General features: G+C 62.8%; 29 protein-coding genes. 20 read left to right on the top strand and 9 right to left on the bottom strand.

The annotated features are described in order from the left end of the window. From AC07O2_RS21575 to AC07O2_RS21635, 13 genes are all read left to right on the top strand, one after another. Nucleotides 1-77: EF-Tu C-terminal domain-related protein (locus AC07O2_RS21575; RefSeq protein WP_495234252.1), on the top strand; the 77-nt coding region annotated here is incomplete at its 5' end. 18 nt (nucleotides 78-95) lie between these two features. Beyond that, nucleotides 96-410 (top strand): 30S ribosomal protein S10, encoded by a 315-nt coding sequence (gene rpsJ, locus AC07O2_RS21580; RefSeq protein ID WP_019575636.1) that lies wholly within the window; start codon nucleotides 96-98, stop codon nucleotides 408-410. 202 nt (nucleotides 411-612) lie between these two features. Continuing rightward, nucleotides 613-1287, top strand: coding sequence for a 50S ribosomal protein L3 (rplC, locus tag AC07O2_RS21585; protein ID WP_490591557.1), 675 nt, complete (start codon nucleotides 613-615; stop codon nucleotides 1285-1287). Further along, nucleotides 1287-1907 carry a 50S ribosomal protein L4 gene (gene rplD / locus AC07O2_RS21590; RefSeq protein WP_092759960.1) on the top strand — a complete coding sequence of 207 codons (621 nt, stop codon included), beginning with the start codon at nucleotides 1287-1289 and terminating at the stop codon, nucleotides 1905-1907. Before rplC ends, rplD begins: the two co-directional genes overlap by 1 nt. Nucleotides 1908-1912: 5 nt before the next feature. After that, nucleotides 1913-2233 (top strand): 50S ribosomal protein L23, encoded by a 321-nt coding sequence (rplW, locus tag AC07O2_RS21595; protein WP_369821623.1) that lies wholly within the window; start codon nucleotides 1913-1915, stop codon nucleotides 2231-2233. Between the two features lie 2 nt (nucleotides 2234-2235). Continuing rightward, entirely contained in the window at nucleotides 2236-3060 is an 825-nt protein-coding gene (gene rplB, locus AC07O2_RS21600; protein WP_490591556.1) for a 50S ribosomal protein L2, read from the top strand. Between the two features lie 11 nt (nucleotides 3061-3071). Next, on the top strand, nucleotides 3072-3350 hold the full coding sequence (gene rpsS / locus AC07O2_RS21605; protein ID WP_076196164.1) for a 30S ribosomal protein S19: 279 nt from the start codon (nucleotides 3072-3074) through the stop codon (nucleotides 3348-3350). Between the two features lie 9 nt (nucleotides 3351-3359). Further along, the gene (gene rplV / locus AC07O2_RS21610; protein ID WP_490591555.1) at nucleotides 3360-3689 is read left to right on the top strand and encodes a 50S ribosomal protein L22; all 330 of its coding nucleotides are present in this window, start codon (nucleotides 3360-3362) and stop codon (nucleotides 3687-3689) included. 14 nt (nucleotides 3690-3703) lie between these two features. Then, complete coding sequence (gene rpsC / locus AC07O2_RS21615) at nucleotides 3704-4606, top strand: 30S ribosomal protein S3 (RefSeq protein ID WP_495098587.1); 903 nt, start codon at nucleotides 3704-3706, stop codon at nucleotides 4604-4606. Between the two features lie 2 nt (nucleotides 4607-4608). Then, a complete protein-coding gene (rplP, locus tag AC07O2_RS21620; protein WP_029708121.1) occupies nucleotides 4609-5025 on the top strand; it encodes a 50S ribosomal protein L16 in 417 nt (138 codons plus the stop codon). A 13-nt stretch (nucleotides 5026-5038) separates the two neighbouring features. Beyond that, complete coding sequence (gene rpmC, locus AC07O2_RS21625; protein ID WP_490591553.1) at nucleotides 5039-5248, top strand: 50S ribosomal protein L29; 210 nt, start codon at nucleotides 5039-5041, stop codon at nucleotides 5246-5248. An 11-nt stretch (nucleotides 5249-5259) separates the two neighbouring features. Further along, entirely contained in the window at nucleotides 5260-5529 is a 270-nt protein-coding gene (gene rpsQ, locus AC07O2_RS21630) for a 30S ribosomal protein S17 (RefSeq protein WP_092759968.1), read from the top strand. A gap of 104 nt (nucleotides 5530-5633) precedes the next feature. Continuing rightward, nucleotides 5634-6143: a peroxiredoxin gene (locus AC07O2_RS21635; protein WP_495098588.1), complete on the top strand. Its 510-nt coding sequence runs from the start codon at nucleotides 5634-5636 to the stop codon at nucleotides 6141-6143. A gap of 85 nt (nucleotides 6144-6228) precedes the next feature. Here AC07O2_RS21635 and AC07O2_RS21640 read toward each other — a convergent pair whose 3' ends face one another. Further along, nucleotides 6229-7101, bottom strand: a complete 873-nt coding sequence (locus tag AC07O2_RS21640) for a LysR substrate-binding domain-containing protein (RefSeq protein WP_495234332.1) — start codon at nucleotides 7099-7101, stop codon at nucleotides 6229-6231. A 70-nt stretch (nucleotides 7102-7171) separates the two neighbouring features. On the opposite strand from AC07O2_RS21640, the gene asd (AC07O2_RS21645) reads away from it, so the two are divergent. Further along, nucleotides 7172-8014, top strand: coding sequence for an archaetidylserine decarboxylase (gene asd / locus AC07O2_RS21645; protein WP_495234333.1), 843 nt, complete (start codon nucleotides 7172-7174; stop codon nucleotides 8012-8014). Here asd (AC07O2_RS21645) and purU read toward each other — a convergent pair. The 4 genes from purU to AC07O2_RS21665 all read right to left on the bottom strand — a co-directional run bounded on the left by purU (nucleotide 8007) and on the right by AC07O2_RS21665 (nucleotide 11141). After that, entirely contained in the window at nucleotides 8007-8855 is an 849-nt protein-coding gene (purU, locus tag AC07O2_RS21650) for a formyltetrahydrofolate deformylase (RefSeq protein WP_495234334.1), read from the bottom strand. The two genes, asd (AC07O2_RS21645) and purU, sit on opposite strands and share 8 nt — an antisense overlap. Continuing rightward, nucleotides 8852-9655 (bottom strand): ChaN family lipoprotein, encoded by an 804-nt coding sequence (locus AC07O2_RS21655; protein WP_495234335.1) that lies wholly within the window; start codon nucleotides 9653-9655, stop codon nucleotides 8852-8854. The genes purU and AC07O2_RS21655 overlap by 4 nt, the downstream gene beginning before the upstream one ends. A gap of 2 nt (nucleotides 9656-9657) precedes the next feature. After that, nucleotides 9658-9951 (bottom strand): BTH_I0359 family protein, encoded by a 294-nt coding sequence (locus AC07O2_RS21660; RefSeq protein WP_495234336.1) that lies wholly within the window; start codon nucleotides 9949-9951, stop codon nucleotides 9658-9660. A gap of 77 nt (nucleotides 9952-10028) precedes the next feature. Continuing rightward, nucleotides 10029-11141 carry a DUF3108 domain-containing protein gene (locus AC07O2_RS21665; RefSeq protein WP_495234337.1) on the bottom strand — a complete coding sequence of 371 codons (1113 nt, stop codon included), beginning with the start codon at nucleotides 11139-11141 and terminating at the stop codon, nucleotides 10029-10031. Between the two features lie 44 nt (nucleotides 11142-11185). On the opposite strand from AC07O2_RS21665, the gene AC07O2_RS21670 reads away from it, so the two are divergent. From AC07O2_RS21670 to AC07O2_RS21690, 5 genes are all read left to right on the top strand, one after another. After that, nucleotides 11186-12166, top strand: a complete 981-nt coding sequence (locus AC07O2_RS21670) for a fumarylacetoacetate hydrolase family protein (RefSeq protein ID WP_495234338.1) — start codon at nucleotides 11186-11188, stop codon at nucleotides 12164-12166. Nucleotides 12167-12188: 22 nt separating this feature from the next. After that, nucleotides 12189-12605, top strand: a complete 417-nt coding sequence (locus tag AC07O2_RS21675; protein ID WP_495234339.1) for an energy transducer TonB — start codon at nucleotides 12189-12191, stop codon at nucleotides 12603-12605. 164 nt (nucleotides 12606-12769) lie between these two features. Next, the gene (lplT, locus tag AC07O2_RS21680) at nucleotides 12770-14005 is read left to right on the top strand and encodes a lysophospholipid transporter LplT (protein WP_495234340.1); all 1236 of its coding nucleotides are present in this window, start codon (nucleotides 12770-12772) and stop codon (nucleotides 14003-14005) included. A gap of 112 nt (nucleotides 14006-14117) precedes the next feature. Continuing rightward, nucleotides 14118-15299, top strand: coding sequence for a pectate lyase family protein (locus tag AC07O2_RS21685; protein WP_495234341.1), 1182 nt, complete (start codon nucleotides 14118-14120; stop codon nucleotides 15297-15299). Between the two features lie 94 nt (nucleotides 15300-15393). Then, a complete protein-coding gene (locus AC07O2_RS21690; protein WP_495234342.1) occupies nucleotides 15394-16650 on the top strand; it encodes a glycosyltransferase family 4 protein in 1257 nt (418 codons plus the stop codon). Here the strand turns inward: AC07O2_RS21690 and asd (AC07O2_RS21695) are convergent. After that, on the bottom strand, nucleotides 16631-17512 hold the full coding sequence (gene asd, locus AC07O2_RS21695; RefSeq protein WP_495234343.1) for an archaetidylserine decarboxylase: 882 nt from the start codon (nucleotides 17510-17512) through the stop codon (nucleotides 16631-16633). The two genes, AC07O2_RS21690 and asd (AC07O2_RS21695), sit on opposite strands and share 20 nt — an antisense overlap. A gap of 29 nt (nucleotides 17513-17541) precedes the next feature. Here asd (AC07O2_RS21695) and AC07O2_RS21700 point away from each other — a divergent pair, with 29 nt between their 5' ends. Continuing rightward, on the top strand, nucleotides 17542-19191 hold the full coding sequence (locus AC07O2_RS21700) for an aminotransferase class III-fold pyridoxal phosphate-dependent enzyme (RefSeq protein ID WP_495234344.1): 1650 nt from the start codon (nucleotides 17542-17544) through the stop codon (nucleotides 19189-19191). Nucleotides 19192-19233: 42 nt separating this feature from the next. On the opposite strand, the gene AC07O2_RS21705 is transcribed toward AC07O2_RS21700, so the two are convergent. The 3 genes from AC07O2_RS21705 to AC07O2_RS21715 form a co-directional block, all read right to left on the bottom strand. Further along, nucleotides 19234-19839, bottom strand: a complete 606-nt coding sequence (locus AC07O2_RS21705; RefSeq protein WP_495234345.1) for a hypothetical protein — start codon at nucleotides 19837-19839, stop codon at nucleotides 19234-19236. A 152-nt stretch (nucleotides 19840-19991) separates the two neighbouring features. After that, nucleotides 19992-20921, bottom strand: coding sequence for a UDP-2,3-diacylglucosamine diphosphatase (locus AC07O2_RS21710; RefSeq protein WP_495234346.1), 930 nt, complete (start codon nucleotides 20919-20921; stop codon nucleotides 19992-19994). A 141-nt stretch (nucleotides 20922-21062) separates the two neighbouring features. Then, on the bottom strand, nucleotides 21063-22610 hold the full coding sequence (locus tag AC07O2_RS21715; RefSeq protein ID WP_495234347.1) for a T6SS phospholipase effector Tle1-like catalytic domain-containing protein: 1548 nt from the start codon (nucleotides 22608-22610) through the stop codon (nucleotides 21063-21065). Between the last annotated feature and the right edge of the window lie 80 nt (nucleotides 22611-22690).

Genomic DNA, 22690 nt, shown 5'->3' on the forward strand with positions numbered 1-22690 from the left:
AAGAAGGTCTGCGTTTCGCCATCCGTGAAGGCGGCAAGACCGTCGGCGCCGGCGTGGTTGCCAAGATCATTGCTTAAAACGACGTAGGAAGCACCATGTCTACCAAGCAAAAAATCCGCATCCGCCTGAAGGCTTTTGATTACAAGCTCATCGACCAATCGGCCGCTGAAATTGTGGATACCGCCAAGCGCACCGGCGCGATTGTCAAGGGTCCCGTGCCCCTGCCAACCCGCATGAAGCGTTTCGACATCCTGCGTTCGCCGCACGTCAACAAGACCAGCCGCGACCAGTTTGAAATCCGTACGCACCAGCGTCTGATGGACATCGTTGACCCAACGGACAAGACCGTTGACGCGTTGATGAAGCTCGATCTGCCTGCTGGCGTGGACGTCGAAATCAAGCTGCAATAAGCAAACGGTGTGGTTTTCGCGCAAGCGAAAACCGCTACCACCCCAAGGAAATAGCCCGCACTTGCTGAAAACGCAAGTGCGGGCTATACTCCAAGGCTGCGCCAAAACAGGGTTCTGTTTTGGCGTGGTTTTATTAACAGTCTTTCACACCAAAACCGTGTAGCCAATTGCAGTTACATGGGTGGAAGTTACGGAGAAAAAAATGAGTCAAAGCAACTCCCTAGGGTTGCTGGGCCGCAAGGTAGGCATGATGCGCCTATTCACCGATGACGGGGACGCAGTTCCTGTCACGGTGGTAGACGTGTCTAACAACCGTGTTACCCAGATCAAATCCCAAGAGAACGACGGCTACGTGGCCTTGCAGGTTACGTTCGGCGCACGCAAAGCTTCGCGTGTGACCAAGCCAGAAGCCGGTCACCTTGCGAAAGCAGGCGTGGAAGCCGGTGAAATCATCCAAGAATTCCGCGTAACGTCGGATGCTGCAGCACAATACAAAGCGGGTTCCGTAGTGTCGGCCGGTGCTGTGTTTGCGGTGGGTCAAAAAGTCGACGTGCAAGGTACGACGATTGGTAAGGGCTACGCCGGTACCATCAAGCGTCACCACATGAGCTCGCAACGTGCTTCGCACGGTAACAGCCGCTCGCACAATGTTCCTGGCTCCATTGGTATGGCCCAGGATCCAGGCCGCGTGTTCCCTGGCAAGCGCATGACGGGTCATTTGGGCGTGGACACAGTCACCACCCAAAACCTGGATGTGATCCGTATTGACGAAGCCCGTCAGCTGCTTTTGATCCGGGGCGCAGTTCCTGGCTCCAAGGGTGGTTTTGTGACGGTGCGTCCGGCCATCAAGGCCAAAGCAGCAAAAGGAGCGAACTAATGCAGCTCGAACTCCTGAATGACCAAGGCCAGGCCGCATCGAAGATCGATGTGCCCGAGACCGTATTCGGTCGTGCTTACAACGAAGACCTCGTTCACCAAGTCGTAGTCGCTTTCCAAGCCAATGCGCGTCAAGGCACCCGTGCCCAAAAAGACCGTGAGCAGGTTCGCCACTCGACTAAGAAGCCATTCAAGCAAAAGGGAACTGGCCGTGCACGTGCTGGTATGACGTCCTCGCCACTGTGGCGCGGAGGTGGTCGTATTTTCCCGAACATGCCTGATGAAAACTTCACGCAAAAGATCAACAAGAAGATGTACCGCGCTGGTATGGCCGCGATCCTGTCGCAGCTGGCCCGTGAAGGTCGTCTGGCCGTGGTTGATTCGTTGACGGTGGATTCGCCCAAGACCAAGCCCTTGGCGGCAAAGTTCAAGGCAATGAACCTGGCATCCGTGCTGGTCATTTCTGACCAAATCGATGAAAACCTGTATCTGGCTTCCCGTAACCTCGTGAACATTCTGGTGGTTGAACCCCGCTACGCCGATCCGGTGTCGCTGGTGCACTACAAGAAAGTTCTGGTGACCAAGGCTGCCATGGACAAACTCCAGGAGATGTTCGCATGAGCCGCATGAATTTGACCAACCGTCAATTCGACGAAGGCCGTCTGATGCAAGTGCTGATCGCTCCCATCGTGTCCGAAAAGGCCACCATGGTTGCTGAAAAGTCCAATGCAGTGACGTTCAAGGTACTCCAGGACGCGACCAAGCATGAAATCATGGCTGCTGTGCAGCTGATGTTCAAGGTGGAAGTCAAGGGCGTTTCTGTGGTTAACACCAAGGGCAAAACCAAGCGTTTTGGCAAATCCATCGGTCGCCGCGACAACGTTCGCAAGGCCTATGTGACGCTGAAGCCAGGTCAAGAGCTGAACCTGACCGGGGAGGCCGCGTAATCATGGCTGTCATTAAAATGAAACCCACTTCGCCAGGCCAACGCGGCATGGTGAAGGTCACGCGTGATCACCTGTACAAGGGTGCTCCTCACGCAGCTTTGCTGGAACCCCAGTTCCAGAAGGCCGGCCGTAACAACAACGGTCACATCACGACGCGTCACCGCGGCGGCGGTCATAAGCACCATTACCGTGTTGTGGACTTTGTTCGCAACAAGGACGGCATTCCCGCGAAAGTGGAACGCATTGAATACGATCCAAACCGTACGGCCCACATCGCTCTGGTGTGCTATGCCGACGGCGAACGTCGTTACATCATTGCTCCCCGTGGTCTGGAAGCCGGTGCAACCTTGCTGAGCGGTGCTGAAGCCCCGATCCGCGCTGGTAACACGCTGCCCATCCGCAACATCCCCGTGGGTTCGACCATCCATTGCATCGAGCTCAAGCCCGGTGCTGGCGCGCAAATCGCTCGCTCGGCTGGTACCTCGGCAACGCTGCTGGCACGTGAAGGCACCTACGCCCAAGTGCGTATGCGCTCCGGTGAAGTTCGCAAGATTCACATCGAATGCCGTGCCACCATTGGCGAAGTCGCCAACGAAGAACACAGCCTGCGCCGTTTGGGCAAGGCCGGTGTGAAGCGCTGGATGGGTATTCGCCCAACCGTTCGCGGTGTGGTGATGAACCCTGTGGATCACCCACACGGCGGTGGTGAAGGTAAGACCGGCGAAGGCCGTCATCCAGTCGATCCTTGGGGCAATCTGACCAAGGGTTACCGTACCCGTAACAACAAGCGCACCCAAGTGATGGTGGTGTCGCGTCGTAAGAAGTAAGGGGTAGCTAGATGACTCGCTCACTCAAAAAAGGTCCATTCGTAGACCACCACCTGATTGCCAAGGCTGAAAAAGCTGTAGCAACCAAGGACAAAAAGCCAATTAAGACTTGGTCGCGTCGTTCCATGATCTTGCCCGATTTCATCGGCCTGACCATCGCTGTGCACAACGGCAAACAGCACGTCCCTGTCTATATCACCGACCAAATGGTGGGCCACAAGTTGGGAGAGTTCGCGCTCACCCGTACTTTCAAGGGTCACCCTGCCGACAAAAAAGTCGTGCGGAAATAAGGAAAGACCATGGAAACACGTGCAGTCCTTCGCGGCGTCCGCTTGTCTGTTGACAAGGGCCGCCTGGTCGCAGATTTGATCCGCGGCAAAAAGGTAGACCAAGCTCTGAACGTTCTTGAATTCACGCAGAAAAAAGCTGCCGTGATCATCAAGAAGGTTCTGGAGTCCGCTATCGCCAACGCTGAGCACAATGACGGTGCCGATATCGACGAGTTGAAGGTTAAAACCATCTTCGTTGAACAAGGTGCCACGCTCAAGCGCTTCACGGCCCGTGCAAAAGGCCGTGGTAACCGTATCAGCAAGCCCACGTGCCATGTGTACGTGACGGTTGGCAATTAAGAGGTCGGGAAGATATGGGACAAAAAATCCACCCAACCGGCTTCCGTTTGTCGGTCAGCCGCAACTGGTCCAGCCGCTGGTATGCCAGCAACAATGACTTCGCCGGCATGCTGGCTGAAGACATCAAGGTGCGTGAGTACCTGAAGGCCAAGCTGAAGAACGCTTCGGTTTCGCGCGTTCTGATCGAGCGTCCTGCCAAGAACGCCCGCATCACGATTTTCTCGGCTCGTCCGGGCGTCGTGATCGGCAAGAAAGGCGAAGACATCGAGAACCTGAAGCGTGATCTGGCCAAGCAGCTGAACGTGCCAGTGGCAGTGAACATCGAAGAAGTGCGCAAGCCTGAAATCGATGCCAAGCTGATCGCTGACTCGATCACCCAGCAGCTCGAAAAGCGCATCATGTTCCGTCGTGCAATGAAGCGCGCCATGCAAAACGCCATGCGTCTGGGTGCTCTGGGCATCAAGATCATGTCGTCTGGCCGTCTGAATGGCATTGAAATCGCTCGTTGCGAGTGGTACCGCGAAGGTCGCGTGCCACTGCACACTTTGCGTGCAGACATCGACTACGGCACCTCTGAAGCCAAAACCACTTACGGCATTATTGGCGTGAAGGTTTGGGTCTACAAGGGTGACACCCTGGGTCGTAACGATCTGCCTGCAGTGCAAGAGCCGCGCAATGAAGAAGAGCGTCGCCCCCGTGGCCCCCGTCGCGATGATCGCGGTGGCCGTCCCGGTGGTAACGACCGTCCTCCAGCACGTGGTCCCCGTCGTCCAGCAGGTGCCAATGCGGCTCCTGCGGATGGCAGCGACAAGCCTGTTGAAGCCACAGGTGCAGCTGCACCGAAATCTACCGTTCAGCGCGTCCGTAAAGTAGCCGCGCCTGCTGCACCTGCTGCAGCTGACGGTAAAGGAGAATAAACATGTTGCAACCAGCGCGTCGCAAGTACCGCAAAGAGCAAAAAGGCCGTAACACCGGCATCGCAACCCGGGGTAGCTCGGTTGCGTTCGGTGACTTCGGTCTGAAGTGCACGGACCGTGGCCGTCTGACGGCCCGCCAGATTGAAGCCGCACGCCGTGCGATTTCCCGTCACGTGAAGCGTGGCGGCCGTATCTGGATCCGCGTGTTCCCTGACAAGCCAATTTCCCAAAAGCCTGCTGAAGTGCGTATGGGTAACGGTAAGGGTAACCCTGAGTATTACGTGGCTGAAATTCAGCCGGGTAAGATTGTTTTTGAAATCGTCGGCGTTCCTGAAGAACTGGCCCGTGAAGCGTTCCGTTTGGCTGCTGCCAAACTGCCGTTGCGCACCACCTTCGTTGCCCGCATGATTGGCCAGTAAGCAGGAGACTGATATGACCAAATCTACTGAACTGCGCACCAAAGACGTCGCCGGCCTGAAGGACGAAGTGAAAGCGCTGCAACGCGCCCATTTCGGCCTGCGTATGCAAAAAGCCACGCAACAACTCAACAACACAGCCACGATCCGCACTGCGCGTCGTGATATTGCCCGCGCCAAGACCATTCTTGTCGAGAAGCAAGCCGCTGACAAAGCCGCTAAGTAAGGAGCGAAAACATGACGGAAGCTAAAACATCCCTCAAGCGCACCTTGATTGGCAAGGTGGTCAGCGACAAACGTGCAAAGACTGTGACCGTGCTGATCGAGCGCCGTGTGAAGCACGAGCTCTACGGCAAGATCGTTGGTAAGTCGAGCAAGTACCACGCCCATGACGAAAAGGGCGAGTTCAAGCTGGGCGACACCATTGAGATCACGGAAAGCCGTCCGATCTCGAAGACCAAGAACTGGGTTGCTACCCGCTTGGTGCAAAAGGCTATTGCGGTCTAAAGCTGCAAGTTGCTTAAAAAACGGTCCACAATGTGGACCGTTTTTGTTTGTGGGGCGACGGAGACGTGGCCCCTTTTTTATTTCTTCATTCCCAGGAGCACTCCATGATCAAAGTCGGCGACACACTTCCTTCCAGCACATTGTTTGAGTACTCCGAAGTAGAAGGTGAAGGCTGCAGCATCGGCCCGAACGCCGTGGATGTTGCCAAGGCCACGGCCGGCAAGACGATTGCCCTGTTTGCCCTGCCAGGCGCGTTTACGCCCACCTGCTCGGCCCAGCATGTGCCGGGTTACCTGGCCAGCGCCGAAGCCTTCAAGGCAGCCGGTGTGGATGAAATTTGGTGTGTCAGCGTGAACGACGCTTTCGTCATGGGCGCCTGGGCGCGCGACCAGAAGACCGCCGGCAAGGTCCGTATGCTGGGCGACGGCAGTGCCGACTTCGCCAAGGCTACGGGCTTGACGCTGGACCTGACGGCCAAGGGCCTGGGTCTGCGTAGCAACCGCTATTCCATGCTGGTGAAGAACGGCGTCGTTGTCACCTTGAACGTTGAAGCCGCTGGCAAGTTTGAAGTCAGCGACGCAGCTACCTTGCTGGCGCAAGCCAAAGCCGCGTAAGCTGCTTGCTATCAATAAAAGAGCTTCTGGCGCAGGTACTGCCTGCGCCAGAAGCTCTTTTTGCTTATAAGTTCAGGTTGCGTATTCAGGCCATGGCTTTCTTCAGCCAGTCGGCGAAAGCGGCACATTCCCAGCGGTCCATGGTGCCGGTTTGCCAGCACAGGTAATGCGCGTGCGGGCTGGGCACGCTGCGGGTGAATAGTTTGACCAGGGCGCCGCTGTCCAACCAGGGTGCGCCCAGGCGCAGGCGCACCAGGCCAATGCCCATGCCGGCGGCCGCGGCATCGCACATCAGGCCGATGTCGTTGAACTGCGAGCCGTCGGCGGGCTCGGGCCAGTCCAGCTGGTGGGCGGCGAACCAGGTGCGCCAGGGCTCCAGGGGCGAGCGCAGCAGGCGCGCGCCTTCCAGGTCGGCCACGCTGTCGAACGGCCCGTGTTCGCGCACAAAGGCGGGTGAGGCCAACGGTGTGACTTCGTCGCGGGTCAGGCAGATGTGTTCCACGTCGGCATAGCGACCTGTGCCGAAGCGCACCACCAGGTCAGCATCCTCGGCCACCACGTCCAGCAGCGGTATAGATACATGCAAAGCCAGGTCAATCTCGGGGTAAGCCTCGGTGAACTGGCGTAGCCGCGGAATCAGGATGGCGCGGGCAAACGTGGGCGTCACGGCCAGGCGCAGCTTGCGCTTGCCAGGTGCCGATGCGGTGCTGGGAAAGCGCTCCAGAATGGACAGGCCTTCGCGCACATGGGCCAGGTACTCGCTGCCCTCGGTGGTCAGCGAAAAGTCGGCCCGGCCAAACAGCTTGGTGCCCAGGATCTGCTCCAGCTGTTTGACCCGGTGGCTGACCGCACTGGGGGTGACGCACAGCTCTTCGGCCGCCTGCGTCACGCTGCGCAAGCGGGCCAAAGCTTCGAAGGTCAGCAGGCACTGGATTGGGGGTATACGCGTAGCACTCATGCCGGCATTGTCCCTCTTACGCCAGGGGGTGCTCGTTACAATGGCCCCCTTTTTGCCTAGGGGATTGCGCGTGTCTGACCGTTTCAAAGTGTGGCTGCAGTACCTGCTGCCCAAGCACGCCATCACCGCTTTTGGCTGGCATGTTGCCACGGCGCGCGCCGGTAGCATCACCACCGGCATCATCCGCTGGTTCGTTGGCAAGTACGGGGTGAACATGGCCGAGGCGGCCAATCCCGATATCAGCAGCTACGCCAGCTTCAATGAGTTCTTCACCCGCGCGCTGAAGCCCGGCGCAAGGCCGATTGCGCAGGCCGACCTGGTGTGCCCGGTGGACGGTGCGATCAGCCAGTTTGGCCGCATCGAGCGCGACCAAATCTTCCAGGCCAAGGGCCATACCTATTCGACCACGGCGCTGGTGGGCGGCGACGCGGTGCTGGGCGCGCAGTTCGAGAACGGCTATTTCGCCAACATCTACCTGAGCCCCAAGGACTACCACCGCATTCATATGCCCTGCGACGGGCGGCTGACGCGCATGGTCTACGTGCCGGGCGACCTGTTTTCGGTGAACCCGGTGACGGCCCAGGGCGTGCCCGGCCTGTTCGCGCGCAACGAACGGGTGGTATGCGTGTTTGACTCGGAGCGTGGCCCGTTTGTGCTGGTGTTGGTGGGGGCCGCCATCGTCGGCAGCATGGCGACAGTCTGGCAGGGCGTGATCAACCCGCCGCGCGGCCCGGTGCGCGAATGGCGCTATGACCAGCAGCAGATCGTCCTGAAGCAGGGCGAGGAGATGGGGCGCTTTCTGCTGGGCTCCACTGTGGTGATGCTGTTCCCCCAAGGTCCGCTGAGCTTCAACCCCGCCTGGGCACCCGCAGCAAGCGTGCGCCTCGGTGAAGTGATGGCCAACACTATTTGAAAATCACCGTCTTGTGGCCGTTTAGCAGCACGCGGTGCTCGCTGTGCCACTTGACGGCACGGGCCAGCACCTGGCTCTCGGTATCCCGACCTTGGGCGGTGAAGTGCTCTACCGTGCGGCTGTGGTCCACGCGGGCCACGTCTTGTTCGATGATCGGGCCTTCGTCCAGGTCCGCCGTCACATAGTGGGCGGTGGCGCCGATCAGCTTCACGCCGCGGTCATGCGCCTGGTAATAGGGCTTGGCACCCTTGAAGCTGGGCAGGAAGCTGTGGTGGATGTTGATGGCCCGGCCACTCAGCTTCTGGCATAGGTCGTTGCTCAGAATCTGCATGTAGCGCGCCAGCACCACCAGTTCCGCGCCTTCGTTTTCTATCACCTCGTAAGCGCGCGCCTCGGCCTGGGCTTTGGTGGCGGCGGTCACCGGGATGTGGTGGAAGGGCACGTTGTAGCTGGCCGCCAGCTGATAGAAGTCGCGGTGGTTGCTGATGATGGCGCGAATGTCCAGCGGCAGCAGGCCGCTTTTCCAGCGGAACAGCAGGTCGTTCAGGCAATGGCCTTCCTTGCTGACCATCAGCACCGTGCGCACCGGTTCCGAGGTGTTGTGCAGGCTCCAGCGCATCTGGAAACCTTCGGCGAAGCTGGCCAGTGCGCTGCGCAGTGCGTCGGCGGGGATCTGGTCGCAGGCGAATTGCACCCGCATGAAGAACAGGCCGGTGTCGTGGTCGTTGTACTGGGCGGCTTCTTCGATATTGCTGCCGCGCTCCAGCAGGAAGCCTGATACGGCGTGGACGATGCCCGGGCGGTCCGAGCAAGACAGTGTGAGGATGTAAGCAGTGTTCATGGCGAGCCGGATTGTCGCAGCCCGGCGCAGTAGTCTTTGGGCGGGATGCTGGGCGTGACCCAGGTTTGGTTGAAGTTTGCTACATCTTTAGTAGCTGCTTGCGCAGGTTCGACCTGCAGCAAAACGGATTTTGATGAAAAACCTTCGGGCAGGTGCTGCGGCACGCCCAGGCTGGGGTCGGCATGGCCGCTGCCGGTCAGCAGCAGCACGGTCTTGCCGGGGATGGCGGCAGTCTGCAGGGTCTGCGCCATGGCCTGGTCGCGGGCGATCTGGATGCGCGTCATGGGGCCGATCTGGCTTTCTGGCAGCAGGCCACAGTGGCCCATGCGGATGGACTGCTGCTGGGCTTTGAGCGCGGGGCCGGGCAACTGCATGTCCAAGGCGGTGTTGGCCATGGCTGGGCGCATCTGGGCGCGTGGCAGATTGGCGCCGAGTACCGGCACGCCGGCGTGGACTGCGGCCATGACCGCCGGGCCGTAGGCGACCCAAGGCCAGCCAGCGTCGTCCCACTGGAGTGCTGTTTGTACTTGTTCCGGGGACGCATCGCGGGGTAGGGAGCGGGTGTCGTGGCCTTGTTCGGCCATTTCCAGGGCCAAGGCGGCCAGTTGGCCGTGACTGGCCAGGGTTTCAATCACCTGGCGGTGGATCTGCTGGTGTTCCGGCGCGTCATGCTGCTCGCCGAGCAGGATGGCGTCGGCCGGCAGCAGGGCCTGCACACGCTGGTCTATGGCGGGTACGCTGGCGCAGCCCCACAGCAGGGCAGCACAGCAAGCCAGCAGCGCAGCGGCGCTGGGCCGCACGTTCAGTGCACCAGCACCGGGTTTTGTGCCAGGCCGGCGTACTGCTCCAGCGTGTCTTCCACTTCTTCCTGGGTCGGCGTGTTCAGCTGCCAGGCAGAAATATGTTGCTGGAACAGCTCGGCCCAGGAGCCGTCCAGGTAGACCTCTTTGCCCGAGCGCTTATCGACGATTTCAAAGCCGTGGCGCTCCAGCGTGGGTGCGCGCGGTGGGTCGGCGGGCTCCAGCAGGGCCTTGTTAGCGGCGTCGGGCTGCATGTGGACCACCGCAAAGGATTCGGAGTCGTATAGCGTGTTCATGGTGGAAGTCCTTTTCTCGATCACTATGGGCTATATGGTCGCGATAGCAGGGAATTCAAGTTCCGTGCCATGCCAGCTTAGGGCTTTTCCACGCTGCGCAACTGCTGGTCGATGAAATCTCCGTTCGGATCCGTGATTTTCAGCCGCACTGGCAGGTATGAAATGCTGGGGCCCAGCCACAGCTCGACCTTTTTGTCGAATTCCTTCAGCGGTACGCGGGTGAGTTTCAGGATGTCCAGGGTGTCGTAGGGCACGTAGGCCTTGTCTGGCCCCTCTATGTTGAACTTCCAGATATCGGCATCGCGCGGGCCTACGGTCTGCAGCGTGATGCTGCTGCCAACCGGGTAATGCGCCGGGTCGGCGGCCAGCATGCTGGCGATTTGCAACACCACGCTGAGCTGGTCTTGCGCGGCGGGCAGCAGGGGTACGTCCGGCGTATTCGCGCTGAAGGTGGCGCGGCCCTTGCCGTAGTCGAAATGCGCAGCGACTTCGCTGCGCCACTTGTCTGAAAAGCGCTGCGGCGCCAGGCCGGCCGGGGTGATGGCGCCCGTGCTGGTGCGCGTGCGCGAGCCCAGGAACAGCATGCTGGCGCTGAGCTGGGCGCTGTACTGCTGGCCGTCTTGTTGCCACAGTAGTTCGCCGCGTGCGTTGTAGTGCAGGCCTTTGGACGCGCCGGTCAGGTTGTACAGCAGCCGCACTGGGTCGGCAAAGCGGAAGGCCGTGGCCTGGGTAACTTGGGGAACGGCGGGTGCTGGCGGAACGGGAGCGGATGCCACCGGCTCGGGCGGCGGCGCTGGTGGCGGCGGAGCAGGGGCGGCTACGGGCTCGGATGCGACCGGGGCTGGTGGCTCGGGGGTGGAGGCGGCGGGTTCGGGGACGGGTACTGTTGGCGTGGCGTCGGCGACGACGGTGTCGGCCGGCGGCTCTGGCGCGGGCGCACGCGGTACGGGGCGCGGCTTGGGCCGCACTACCGGTGCGGGCGCCGGGGCTGCTGCCGGCGCAGGCACGGGCGCCGGGATGCTGCGCGTGTTCAGGGCGTGTACCGTCATGGCTCCGGGCGCATTCACCTGCAGCACGGCCGGCAGCGTTTGCAGCACGGCCAGGTGGGCCAGCACCACGGCGCCACCCAGCACCAGCAGGCCGCGCAGCGGCAGGGAAGAGGGGGCGGCGGACGGCTTCGTTAAACTCATTTGACTATGCAACGCTTCTCCATCCCCTCCCGGCGGACACCGCCATGAAATTAGCCACCTACCAAGACGGTTCGCGCGACGGCCAGCTGGTGGTGGTGTCGCGCGACCTGGCCACAGCCCATTATGCGACCGGCATTGCCAGCCGCCTGCAGCAGGTGCTGGACGATTGGGGCTTCATGAGCCCGCAGCTGCAAGACCTGTACGACGCACTTAACCACGGCCGGGGCCGCCACAGCTTCCCGTTCGATGCGCGCCAGTGCATGGCACCTTTGCCGCGCGCTTACCAATGGGCCGAGGCCCAGGCCTACCCCAGCCTGCTGCGCGGGCCGGATGCCGACAGCCGCTTGGCGTTGGCCCCCGGCAGCGGTGACCATTTCCTGGGCGCCTGCGAGCCGCTGCGCTGCGGCTCCGAAGCCCTGGGCGTGGACTTCGCGGCCGGCCTGGCCGCCATCACCGCCGACGTGCCCCAAGGCGCCAGCCCGGAACAGGCGCTGGACGGCGTGCGCCTGCTGCTGCTGGCCAATAGCGTGCGCCTGCGCAGCGTGGAGCCGGCGGAACAGGCCAAGGGCGTGGGCTGGGTGCAGAGCGCGCCAGCCGTGGCCTTCAGCCCGGTGGCCATTACGCTGGATGAGCTGGGCGACAGCTGGGACAAGGGCCGCGTGCACCTGCCACTGCACACCAGTTGGAACGGTCGTAAGGTCGGCATGTGTGATGCGGGGCCGGAGATGCAGTTCCACTTCGGCCAGCTCTTGGCGCATGTGTGCAGCACCCGCGCCGTGCGTGCCGGCAGCGTCATTGGCACCGGCCCGGTGGCGAATGCCGGCGTGGCGCAGAAGACCCAGGTGCAGTGGCCCAAGGGCTACCACAGCATCGCGGAAAAGCGCGCCATGGAGGCACAGGACGGTGGCACGCCTGGCACCGGCTATCTGCAGTACGGCGACACTGTACGCATCGAGATGATGGGCAAGGATGGCAACAGCCTGTTTGGCGCCATCGACCAGGAACTAGCGCCCTGGCTGCGCTGAAGAATTTTCAAAGGATATTTTGATGCGAAATTTATGGGGTAATAAATCGTTGGCGGGCCTGTGCTCCGCTGTGTTGGCTGCGCTGCTGGTGTCGGCATGCGCCTCGTCCACCCCCGAGCCGGTCTGGCCGGACCAGGAGGCCAGGCTGCAAGACCTGGGCATCACGGCCGAGGTACAGGCCAAGGTCCCGCCGCCGGACAAAGACCTGGTGCGCGACCGCTCGCACAACAGCACGGTGGTGGTGCAGATGCTGGTCGACGCCTCGGGCGGCGTGCTGCGCTCGCGCGTGTCGCAGTCCAGCGAAAACCCGCTGCTGGACAAGGCCGCGCTGGACGCCGTGCAGGGCCTGCGTCTGAACCCCTATTACAGCCAGGGTAAGGCCCAGGCGGTGACGGTCAGCGTGCCGTTTACCTTCCCGTTCTACGACCGGCCTCGTTAAGTTGATTGCTATTGTTTATATAGCTGCTTGCGCAAGTATTACCTGCGCTGCAGGCCGTTTTGGCATAAATACTCCATAGCGTCACACAGGCTACACAGGGTTTTGTTGGAATCGCGGGCTGACCGCACCGTCCGTGGCGCGGCGCCTACCTGTGTGCCTCCACCATGCCAGCTTTCTACCGGGTTATTGCGGTGCAGTTTGTCTCCGCACTGGCCGACAACGCCCTGCTCATCGTGGCCATCGCCCGCATGCTGGAGCTTGCGGCAGAGGCCTGGACCGTGCCGCTGCTGAAGCTCAGCTTCACCCTGTGCTATGTGTTCCTGGCGCCGTTTGTCGGCGCGCTGGCCGATGCCTGGCCCAAGGGCCGGGTGATGGTAGTGGCGAATCTGCTGAAGGCCCTCGCTGCTGCGCTGCTGGTGGCGGGCTCGGACCCGATGCTGGCTTTGGCCCTGGCCGGACTGGGTGCGGCGGTTTACGCACCGGCCAAGTACGGGCTGATCACCGAAATGCTGCCCGCCGACCAGTTGGTGCGGGCCAACGGCTATATCGAAGGCAGCACGGTCTGCGCGGCCCTGCTGGGCACGGTGCTGGGCGGGGCGCTGGTCAGTCCGCAGCTGCGCAATCTGCTGCCGCCCGAGCTGGCGGTGGCCGTGGGTGCCACGCCCACCTCGCTGCATGCCGGTATGCTGGGCCTGTTGCTGCTGTACCTGCTTGCTGCACTGCTGAACGCCAGCGTGCCGGACAGCGGCGTGCGTTACCCCCGGCATTCCTTCCACGCGGTGTACCTGGTGCGCCGTTTCTTCCAAGAAAACCTGACGCTGTGGCGCGACCCGCTGGGCGGTGTATCCATGGCGGTGACCACGCTGCTCTGGGGCATTGGTGCCACCTTGCAGCTGGTGGTGCTGCGCTGGGCCGAGTCTGCGCTGGGCCTGGCGCTGAGCCAGGCGGCCTATCTGCAGGGAGTGACGGCAGTGGGCGTGATCGCCGGGGCCACGCTGGCCAGCCAAATGCTGCGCCTGGAGCAAGCTACCCGCGTGCTGCCCCTGGGCATTGCCATGGGCTTGCTGGTGCCCTGCATGGTGGGCGTGCACTCACTGGGCTGGGCGGCGGGCCTGTTGATGCTGGTGGGTGGGCTGGCCGGCTTCTTCGTGGTGCCCATGAATGCCCTGCTGCAGCACCGGGGCCAGCAACTGCTGACGGCCGGGCGCTCGATTGCTGTGCAGGGCTTCAACGAGAACGCTGGCATCCTGCTGATGCTGTCGCTGTATGCGGCCGCCACCGCGCTGCGGCTGGAGTTGCACCAGCTGCTGTGGTGCTTTGGCCTGCTGGTGGCGGTCACCATGGGTCTGATCACGCTGCGCCACCACCGGGCCCGTGCGGAGCTGGCGGCCTTGTCCTGAGTTTGCGTAGCGTCTCTATACATTGCCTTAACTTGGGCAGGCTAGGCTGCGCACTTGTGAATGAAACAGGTGGACCTGCATGTCTTTGCAAAGATTTATTTTTCGGTGTTGCATGGTGTTCGTCGCTGGCAGTGCTGTGGCCTTGGCCGCGCCTTCCACCACGCTGGACATGGCGCGGGGGATTACCGGGGGCGGGGCAGGGCCGACGGTACGTGTCAGCACGCCGGACGAACTCAAGTACGCCCTGTGCCACAGCGCGGTGGGCGGTGTCTGCACCGACGACGCGCCGCGCACCATCGAAGTGGCGTCCACCATCGACCTGAGCGACACGGAGTCCACCGGCCACATCCAGGCCTGCCATGCCACCAGCATTTGTACCGCGCCATTGCAAACCGAGGCTACGCTCGTCATGCATCCGCAAGACACGCACTGTGACGGCAAGCCCTTGTTCGATGTGACTTACCGCAAGGCGGCAGTGCGCGGCATGCTGGTCGGCTCCAACAAGACGCTGCTGGGCGTGGGCGCGGCAGGCGCCATCAAGGGCAAGGGGCTGTTGTTGCAAAACGGGGTGCACAACATCATCGTGCGCAACCTGGCCTTTACCGACATCAACCAGGGTCTGGTGTTTGGCGGCGATGCCATCACCATCAGCCAGGCCAGCCAGGTGTGGATAGACCACAACTATTTCAGCCGCATCGGTCGCCAGATGCTGGTGACCGGCACCGGCGACCACCAGGGCCGGGTGACAGACCTGGTGGTTTCGTGGAACGAGTTCGACGGCCGCAACACCTACTCGGCCATGTGCAATGGCAAGCATTACTGGAACCTGCTGCTGTACGGCAATGGCAACGTCACCATGGCCTACAACTGGTTGCACGACTTTGCCGGGCGCGGGCCCCGCATCCAGGCCGATGTGTTCGTGCATCTGGTGAACAACTATTTCCAGGACGGCTCCTGGCATGCGCTGGACGCGGACGATCCGCACACCCATGTGCTGATGGAGGGCAATTATTTCGAGAGAGTGGCAGTACCCAGTTTGCGCGACAAGGAGCCCGGTGCTGTATTTGGGCTGCAGGCGGACGTGGATTCAAGCTCAGCGGCCTGTGATGCTGCATTGCATCGCCCTTGCGTGCCGAATGCCATATCTGGCGCACGGCCTGCGAACAGCCTGCAGCAAGACGCGGCTGTGCTGGACGACAGCCGGGGCATGGCGCAGGCAGCGCAGCTGGCAGTCAGCCCGTCGCCGGACGTGCCCACAGCCGTGCGCAGCGGTGCCGGGGCGGGCCATTGGTGACGCGCAAGCGATGAGCGGCGTGGGCATGCATTTGTCTTGAAACTGCCATAAAAGCATCATCAATCTGAAATTAGCAGCCCGTAGCCTCGGGCGTGTGAAAAACACCGAAGAGATCATTGTCGAATCGTTCGCTGCCCACCCGTCCAGTCTGCGGATTGCACTGGTGACAGAGACCTTCCCGCCCGAGGTCAACGGGGTCGCCATGACCCTGGGCCGCCTGGTGGAGGGGCTGTTGCAGCGTGGCCATGCGGTACAGATCGTGCGCCCGCGCCAGCCCGGCGCCGAGGCCAGTAGCCCGCGCGAGGGGCTGGACGAGGTGCTGTCCCCCGGCGTACCGATTCCCAGCTACGGCAACTTCCGCTTCGGCCTGCCGTCCAAGAACCGGCTGGTCAAGCTGTGGCAGCAGATGCGGCCCGACGTGGTCCATGTCGCCACCGAAGGCCCGCTGGGCTGGTCGGCCGTAACGGCCGCGCGCAAGCTGCAGCTGCCGGTGACCAGCTCGTTCCACACCAATTTCCACAACTACTCCGGCCATTACGGACTGGGCCTGTTGAAGACGCCCATAGACGCGTACCTGCGCAAGCTGCACAACCGCACCATGGCTACCCTGGTGCCCACGCCGGCCCTGGTGGCGGCGCTGCAGGCGCGCGGCTACCGCAATGTGTCGGTGCTGTCGCGAGGGGTCGAGCTGTCGCAGTTCAGCCCGGCCCGCCGCTCCAGCGCGCTACGCGCCAGCTGGGGCGTGGCCGAGGACGATCTGGCAGTGGTGCACGTGGGCCGCCTGGCCAAGGAAAAGAATGTGGGTTCGGTGGTGCTGGCTTTTGCCGCCATCCAGGCCCGCGTACCGAATGCCAAGCTGGTGCTGGTGGGCGATGGCCCGCTGCGCAAGCTGCTGCAGGACAACTGCCCGCACGCCCATTTCGCTGGCCTGCGCCAGGGCGAAGACCTGGCTGCCCATTACGCATCTGGCGACCTGTTCTTGTTCCCCAGCACCACCGAAACCTATGGCAATGTGGTGCCCGAGGCCCTGGCCAGCGGCGTGCCGGTGCTGGCCTACGACTATGCGGCAGCGGCCAATGTGGTGCGGCCTGGCCACAATGGCATGCTGGTGCCGCTGGGCGAAGAAATGCAGTTTGTGCAGGCGGCCGTGGCCCTGGCCAGCGACCGGCCCGTGCTGCAGGCCATGCGCCAGCAGGCGGCGGCCAGCGTGGCCCACCTGGGCTGGGCGGCGGTGTACGACAGCTTTGTGGGCACGCTACGCACCGTGGTGCAGTGCCACGGCGGCCATTTCAGCCTGGCGCCGCACCTTCTGCCCAGCGCTACTAGCGCAACTAGCGTTCCCAGCGCATAAGGGCTTGGCCCATGCGGACCGCCGAGCCTTCGCGCAGACCTTCGCACAGCGTGAAGCCCCTGGGCGCCAGCACGATGATGGTGGAGCCGTGCTGAAACCAGCCCATCTCCTGCCCCTTGCGGAAGCTGGCATTGCAGGGCAGGGTGGTCGGACCTTTGTACTTCAGGTGCAGCAGCACATCCAGAAAATGCAGGCGGATACTGGCCACCAGGATCGCCGCCACCGGCACCAGCGCAATCGGCTGGCCCTGGGCCGGGCCGTCGCCGGTGATGCGGGTCTTGAGGAAGGCGCGTTCGTTCTTGCAAAACAGTTTCTCTACCCGCTTCAAGGCAATCGGGTTCACGTTCCAGGTATCGCCCGAGAAGTAGGTCACCTTCTCCACCGTGCAGTCCTGCGGGGCGTGGAAGCGGTGGTACATGCTGGATGTGAGCCGCAGCGTGACGAAGTAGCCGTCGCGCCATTCGCCACTGTGCGCCTCATCGCCCAGCAGGTCCTCCAGCGTGTACGGAAAGCCCTTGGCCTGGAACACCTGCGTGCCCTGGATGGAGCCGCTGGCGCCCACGATGCCGTCGCTGGGGCTGCTCATCACTGCAGGGTCCATGGCCAGCGGGCGCAGGCCGTCTTTCAGCTCGCGGGTAAAGCAGTCGTGCATGCTTTTGAAATGCGTTTTCTTTGCCTCCGACAGGTCCAGGTCGGAGAAGAACTTCCACACCGCAATCGATGCGTCGCGCACCAGCGGCTGCTCAATCTGGCTGAACCAGCCCATGGCCTGGGTCAACCAGCGCCGGGGCAGGCGGTTGGTCAGCAAAAAGTTCAGGTCCTCTTGCTTCAGCAGTTGCTGGATGTGCTGGCGTATCTGCATGGTCAATCTCTTTTGAAAGGAAAAATGTTGTGAATGAAACTCTGGCTCTGTACGCCGCCGCTGGCGGTGCCCTGCTGTACGGTGCGACACGTGTGAAGACCCGGCTGGAGCTGTCGCTGGCCAAGCACCGCTCGCTCACCGGCCACCCGCGCATGGCGCGCCGCATGGCGGCCCAGCTGCCCAGCTACCGCTACGACGAAACGCAGGCCTTTGGTCTGGACGGTGCGCCGCCTGAAGTGGTGGGCCTGCGCAAGACCGCGCTGGCCCGACTCGCCGCGCAATTCGGCGAGCGCTATGCCAAAAGCCTGGCGCTGACGCGTGCGGCCGAGGGCGATATCTCGGACATGCAATTCATTGCCGCCTACAAGCTGCCCTACCAGTTCCGCGAGCTGTTCGGCAAGGCGCTGAAGACCGGCTCTTTTGTGCAGTCCACCAGCGGCGTGACCCTGACCGATATGGACGGCAATGTGTTCTACGACCTGACCGGTTCCTACGGCGTCAACCTGTTCGGCAACGACTTCTACAAGGACAGCATCGCCCAGGGCAGTGCCCTGGTGGCCGAGCTGGGGCCGGTGCTGGGTTCCTACCACCCGGTGGTGGCCGACAACGCGCAGCGGCTCAAGGCCATCTCCGGCATGGACGAGGTGAGCTTCCATATGTCCGGCACCGAGGCGGTGATGCAGGCCGTGCGCCTGGCGCGCTACCACACCGGGCGCACGCACCTGCTGCGTTTTTGCGGCGCGTACCACGGCTGGTGGGGCGATGTGCAGCCCGGCATCGGCAACCCCGTGACCGAGCGCGATACCTACACGCTGAAGGACATGGGCGAGGCTACCTTGCGCGTGCTGCGCAAGCGCAAGGACATTGCCTGCGTACTGGTGAACCCGCTGCAGGCCTTGCACCCGAACATCGGCGCGCCCGGCGATTCGTCGCTGCTGGACAGCTCGCGCCAGGCGCATTACGACCGCGCCGCCTACACCCGCTGGCTGCAACAGCTGCGCGAGATCTGCACCGAGAAAAACATTGCGCTGATCTTCGACGAGGTGTTCGTTGGCTTCCGCCTGGCACCCGGCGGTGCGCAGCAATACTTTGGCGTGCAGGCCGATATGGTTACCTACGGCAAGACCCTGGGCGGCGGCCTGCCGGTGGGCGTGGTCTGCGGCCAGCACGCGTGGATGAAACGCTTCCGTGAAGAGGCGCCGGCCGACATCTGCTTTGCGCGCGGCACCTTCAACGCCCACCCCTATGTGATGGGCGCCATGAATGTGTTTTTGCAAAGCCTGAACACAGCGCCCATCCAGGCCCTGTACGCCGGGCAGGACGTGCGCTGGGACCAGCGCGCTGCCAGCCTGAACCAGCGCCTGCAGGCGGCCGGCCTGCCGGTGCAGGTGGCGAATATGTCGTCCATCTGGACCGTGCTCTACACCCAGCCGGCCTGCTACAACTTTTTGCTTCAACATTATTTGCGGCTGGAAGGCCTGGCTTTGAGCTGGGTGGGCACGGGGCGTTTCATCTTCAGCCTGAACTACAGCGATGTGGACTTTGAAGCCGTGGCACAGCGCTTTGTGCGCGCCGCCCAGGCCATGCAGGCCGATGGCTGGTGGTGGCATAACCCGGAGCTGACCAACAAGTCCATCAAGCGCCGGGTTCTGAAGGAGATGCTGGCGAAGAAGTTTTAAACGGGACGAAGCCCCTGCCGCGAAGCAGGGGCGCCGGTTGGTTTAGGCGTGGTGGGCTTGGCGTGGTTCGATGAGTTCACCGCGCATCAAGGCCAGCGGGGCTTTGTAGTACAGCGTGATGTCGTGGAAGGGGTCGGTCAGGATCTTGGTCATCCACACCAGGCCGGCCTCCACGTCCTTGATGAAGAACAGGTGCACGGTGCGGAACACCAGGCCGCCCACGCCGACCGCCAGCCAGACCAGGCCGGTGTTGCGGGCGAAGCTTTCCCAGCCGGTGTGCGGCTCCAGCAGGCCAAACAGGCTGGGCTGCCACACCAGCAGCAGCGGTGATGCCACCCAGATGGCCATCAGCACCACCTTGCGGCGCAGGTTGTAGCCGACCTTGATGTCTTCCTTGTGTTCATGCGTGGCCTGGTTCACCACGTCATAGCCCTTGGGCTCGAAGAAGAAATGGCCGGCCTGGCGACTCGTCATGGACACCAGCCAGGCCAGCAGCGCGGCCAGCGCCGGGTCCTTGAACAGCAGTGCGTAGGCACAGACGAAGCTGACCGCGCTGACCAGGTGCAGCGACTGGTTGATGCGGCTGTGGTGGTAGTAGCGGTGGTCGTCCCAGCGTTGGATCTTGAGTTGCTCGAAAAAATCAGACATGGTGGCTCCTTCAATGTGAACGGTACAAGAGGGTGACAGGGGGTGACGAAACGGTGACAGGCCGTGTGACAGACGGGTGAATTTGCTTGCGGACGCAGGTGGGTACGGTGCTGTGCATGGCGCGTATCCGGCGTGATGAAGTGCTGCCTGCCTTAGCGCGCAACTTCGGCGGGCAGGCTGGCCACGGCGGCTGCGGCCTTGGGGCGTGGCGCGGCAATGGCGGCGCTGGGCGTGGCTTCTACAGGATCTTGCCAGTGCAGCACTTCCAGGCGCCCGTCCATGTGTTCGACCAGGGCGGTGCGGCTTTCCACCCAGTCGCCGTCGTTGCAGTACAGCGTACCGTTGATGGTGCGCATTTCGGCGCGGTGGATGTGGCCGCAGACCACACCGTGGTGGCCGCGCTTGCGGGCCTCGGCGGCTACGGCGTCTTCAAAGTCGGTTACGTAGTTCAGCGCTGTCTTCACCTTGCCCTTCAGGTAGGATGACAGCGACCAATAGGGCAGGCCCATGCGCGCGCGAAAGCTGTTCAGGTGCCGGTTCAGCTTCAGCGTCAGCTCGTACAGGTTGTCGCCCAGGTAGGCCAGCCATTTGGCGTACTGCACCACGGCGTCAAAGTGGTCACCGTGCACCACCCACAGCCTGCGGCCATCGGTGGTGACGTGCACGGCCTCTTGCACCACCTCGATGCCGCCAAAGTGGTGACCCACGAAGCCGCGCGCGAATTCGTCGTGGTTGCCGGGCACAAAGATCACGCGGCAGCCTTTGCGGGCGCGGCGCAGCAGCTTTTGCACCACGTCGTTGTGGGCCTGCGGCCAGTACCAGCGCCGGCGCAGCTGCCAGCCGTCGATGATGTCGCCTACCAGGTACAGGTAGTCGCTGGGGTGGGTCTTCAAAAAGCGCAGCAGCGGCTCGGCCTGGCAGCCGGGCGTGCCCAGGTGCAGGTCCGAGATGAAGATGCAGCGGTAGCGCTGGCCATGGCCGATGTCGTCGTCATGGTCGTGCTCTGTGCTGCCAGGCTTGGGCTGCAGGGCCGCCAGCCAAGGCGCCGAGCCGGCGCGGCCTGCGTCAAACTGCTGCAGCATCGGCGTTCCTGCGGCACAGGATGGGCGTCAAATAGGACATGGCGGCTCCTTGTCAAAGCGATGTCCCGCCAGTGTCACGCGTTGATGTGACGGCTCCACGGCATTGCTGTGTCATTTGCATGACACTGCCGCTCCGAACGCTTACTCGGTGCGCGTGATGGTCAGCCGCACGCTGCCGTGGTTGTTGCTGTACAGGCCCCATACATCGTTGGGGAAGCAGAACAGGTAGCCCGGGTGCTGCACCACGAAGGCCTGCTTCTCGTGCACCGGCAGGTCCAGGTATTCATGTGGGTTGGGGCTGCCGTCGTTGGGCACGATGGAGCCTATGCCCGAGTCGTTGGTAATCGCGCCCACCAGGGTGAACCAGCGGTAGCCCTCCACCCGCTTGGTCAGCCAGAAGTCGGTGGACGCGTTGCCGGTGGCTTTCTTCATCCAGCCCTCGACCTTGCCCAGCGCAGTGCCGCCCGCGCGTACCACGTCGCCCAGGGTGTAGTCGTGGTTTTCGGTGCCGCGCCAGTCGCAGGCGTCGGTGCTGTCCAGCCATTCGCCGGTGGCGCTGAAGATGTATTTCTGGCCCTGGTCCATATACACGCCGGTAGGGTTCCACTGGGTGTCGGCGTAGATGTCTACCGTGCGGCTTTCACCCGGGGCGAGTGCGTAGCTCGGGTGGTAGGCCGGATAGGCGATGGGCGACATGGTTTGCCGTACGAAGGCGCTAGGGTGGAAGCTCGCGGCGTTGGCGGTCACCATGGCCTCGATATTGCGCGGACGTGAACGCAGCTTGGCGAAGGCACCCTTGTAGGAGTTGTGCAGCACGCCCAGCGGGTTGGGTTGCAGCGCCGCCTGCACGCCGGGGCGGAATGCCAGGCCCGCCAGGCTGGCCTGCTCCATCATCCATGACAGCGCGCCGTCGGACAGGTCGCTGTGCGCATAGCCGCCGCCCACGTCGCAGTGCACGCCGGGGAACCACAGCTCGGTGGCGTCCTTGTGCTGGTCGGCATTGGCCCAGCGTGTCACGGTGAAGCTGGCGCGGACTTCGTCCAGCGCCATGGCGTGGCGGGCGGTTTGCACGTGGGCGCCCAGGTTGGTGTCGTGGAAGCGCCATTTTTCAGACCTGTCGAACAGGTTCAGCAGCTCCAGGTCGTCCGGCACGCCCAGCGCACCCACCGTGTCCCAGACGCCGATAAAGCGCACCGGCGTGGCGTCCAGGCCGTGGAAGAAGCTCCAGCCAGCGGCCCATTGGCGGTCGTCCAGCGACCGTTTTGTGTACTTCTGGTAGGCCTGGTAGGCCGCGTCCACGCGGGCCCAGGCGTCCTTGGGCGGTGCGCTGCGCAGGTCCAGCAGGCCCCGGCCCAGCAGCCCGCCCAGGCTGCGCGCGGTAAAGGCGCCGCGGCTGAAGCCGAAGATGTAGATCTCGTCGCCCGGCACATAGTGCGTGGCAAGCCAGTGGTAGGCACTGCGGATGTGGTTGCTGATGCCCGCGCCCACGGCCCCGCCGGCAATGGCGTCCAGCAGCTGACCCTTGGCGCCCACGCCGGGGTGGTAGTAGGCGAGCTGCTCCACCCCGTCGCTGCCATGCCCTGCCAGGGCGTTGTGCAGCTTGACCACATTCGTCGGCGACAACACGCCGTTGTCTTCCTGGTCGGGGGAGTTCCAGGTGCCGTCATTGGAAAGAATGAGTCGTTTCATGGTGTGGAGGCGGTTGGGCCGCGGACATGGTGGTGCGGCTGATTCTGTGCGGCTTGTGCGGCGCAGGGCAATCCGTGCAG

The sequence above is a fragment of the Rhodoferax sp. GW821-FHT10B06 genome, assembly GCF_059415605.1.

Bases quoted from the DNA above. Each gene is read 5' to 3' on its own strand.
- rpsJ (WP_019575636.1), top strand. From the start codon at position 96: ATGTCTACCAAGCAAAAAATCCGCATCCGCCTGAAGGCTTTTGATTAC.
- rplC (WP_490591557.1), top strand. From the start codon at position 613: ATGAGTCAAAGCAACTCCCTAGGGTTGCTGGGCCGCAAGGTAGGCATG.
- rplD (WP_092759960.1), top strand. From the start codon at position 1,287: ATGCAGCTCGAACTCCTGAATGACCAAGGCCAGGCCGCATCGAAGATC.
- rplW (WP_369821623.1), top strand. From the start codon at position 1,913: ATGAATTTGACCAACCGTCAATTCGACGAAGGCCGTCTGATGCAAGTG.
- rplB (WP_490591556.1), top strand. From the start codon at position 2,236: ATGGCTGTCATTAAAATGAAACCCACTTCGCCAGGCCAACGCGGCATG.
- rpsS (WP_076196164.1), top strand. From the start codon at position 3,072: ATGACTCGCTCACTCAAAAAAGGTCCATTCGTAGACCACCACCTGATT.
- rplV (WP_490591555.1), top strand. From the start codon at position 3,360: ATGGAAACACGTGCAGTCCTTCGCGGCGTCCGCTTGTCTGTTGACAAG.
- rpsC (WP_495098587.1), top strand. From the start codon at position 3,704: ATGGGACAAAAAATCCACCCAACCGGCTTCCGTTTGTCGGTCAGCCGC.
- rplP (WP_029708121.1), top strand. From the start codon at position 4,609: ATGTTGCAACCAGCGCGTCGCAAGTACCGCAAAGAGCAAAAAGGCCGT.
- rpmC (WP_490591553.1), top strand. From the start codon at position 5,039: ATGACCAAATCTACTGAACTGCGCACCAAAGACGTCGCCGGCCTGAAG.
- rpsQ (WP_092759968.1), top strand. From the start codon at position 5,260: ATGACGGAAGCTAAAACATCCCTCAAGCGCACCTTGATTGGCAAGGTG.
- AC07O2_RS21635 (WP_495098588.1), top strand. From the start codon at position 5,634: ATGATCAAAGTCGGCGACACACTTCCTTCCAGCACATTGTTTGAGTAC.
- AC07O2_RS21640 (WP_495234332.1), bottom strand. From the start codon at position 7,101: ATGAGTGCTACGCGTATACCCCCAATCCAGTGCCTGCTGACCTTCGAA.
- purU (WP_495234334.1), bottom strand. From the start codon at position 8,855: ATGAACACTGCTTACATCCTCACACTGTCTTGCTCGGACCGCCCGGGC.
- AC07O2_RS21660 (WP_495234336.1), bottom strand. From the start codon at position 9,951: ATGAACACGCTATACGACTCCGAATCCTTTGCGGTGGTCCACATGCAG.
- AC07O2_RS21665 (WP_495234337.1), bottom strand. From the start codon at position 11,141: ATGAGTTTAACGAAGCCGTCCGCCGCCCCCTCTTCCCTGCCGCTGCGC.
- AC07O2_RS21670 (WP_495234338.1), top strand. From the start codon at position 11,186: ATGAAATTAGCCACCTACCAAGACGGTTCGCGCGACGGCCAGCTGGTG.
- AC07O2_RS21675 (WP_495234339.1), top strand. From the start codon at position 12,189: ATGCGAAATTTATGGGGTAATAAATCGTTGGCGGGCCTGTGCTCCGCT.
- lplT (WP_495234340.1), top strand. From the start codon at position 12,770: ATGCCAGCTTTCTACCGGGTTATTGCGGTGCAGTTTGTCTCCGCACTG.
- AC07O2_RS21685 (WP_495234341.1), top strand. From the start codon at position 14,118: ATGGTGTTCGTCGCTGGCAGTGCTGTGGCCTTGGCCGCGCCTTCCACC.
- asd (WP_495234343.1), bottom strand. From the start codon at position 17,512: ATGCAGATACGCCAGCACATCCAGCAACTGCTGAAGCAAGAGGACCTG.
- AC07O2_RS21705 (WP_495234345.1), bottom strand. From the start codon at position 19,839: ATGTCTGATTTTTTCGAGCAACTCAAGATCCAACGCTGGGACGACCAC.
- AC07O2_RS21710 (WP_495234346.1), bottom strand. From the start codon at position 20,921: ATGCTGCAGCAGTTTGACGCAGGCCGCGCCGGCTCGGCGCCTTGGCTG.
- AC07O2_RS21715 (WP_495234347.1), bottom strand. From the start codon at position 22,610: ATGAAACGACTCATTCTTTCCAATGACGGCACCTGGAACTCCCCCGAC.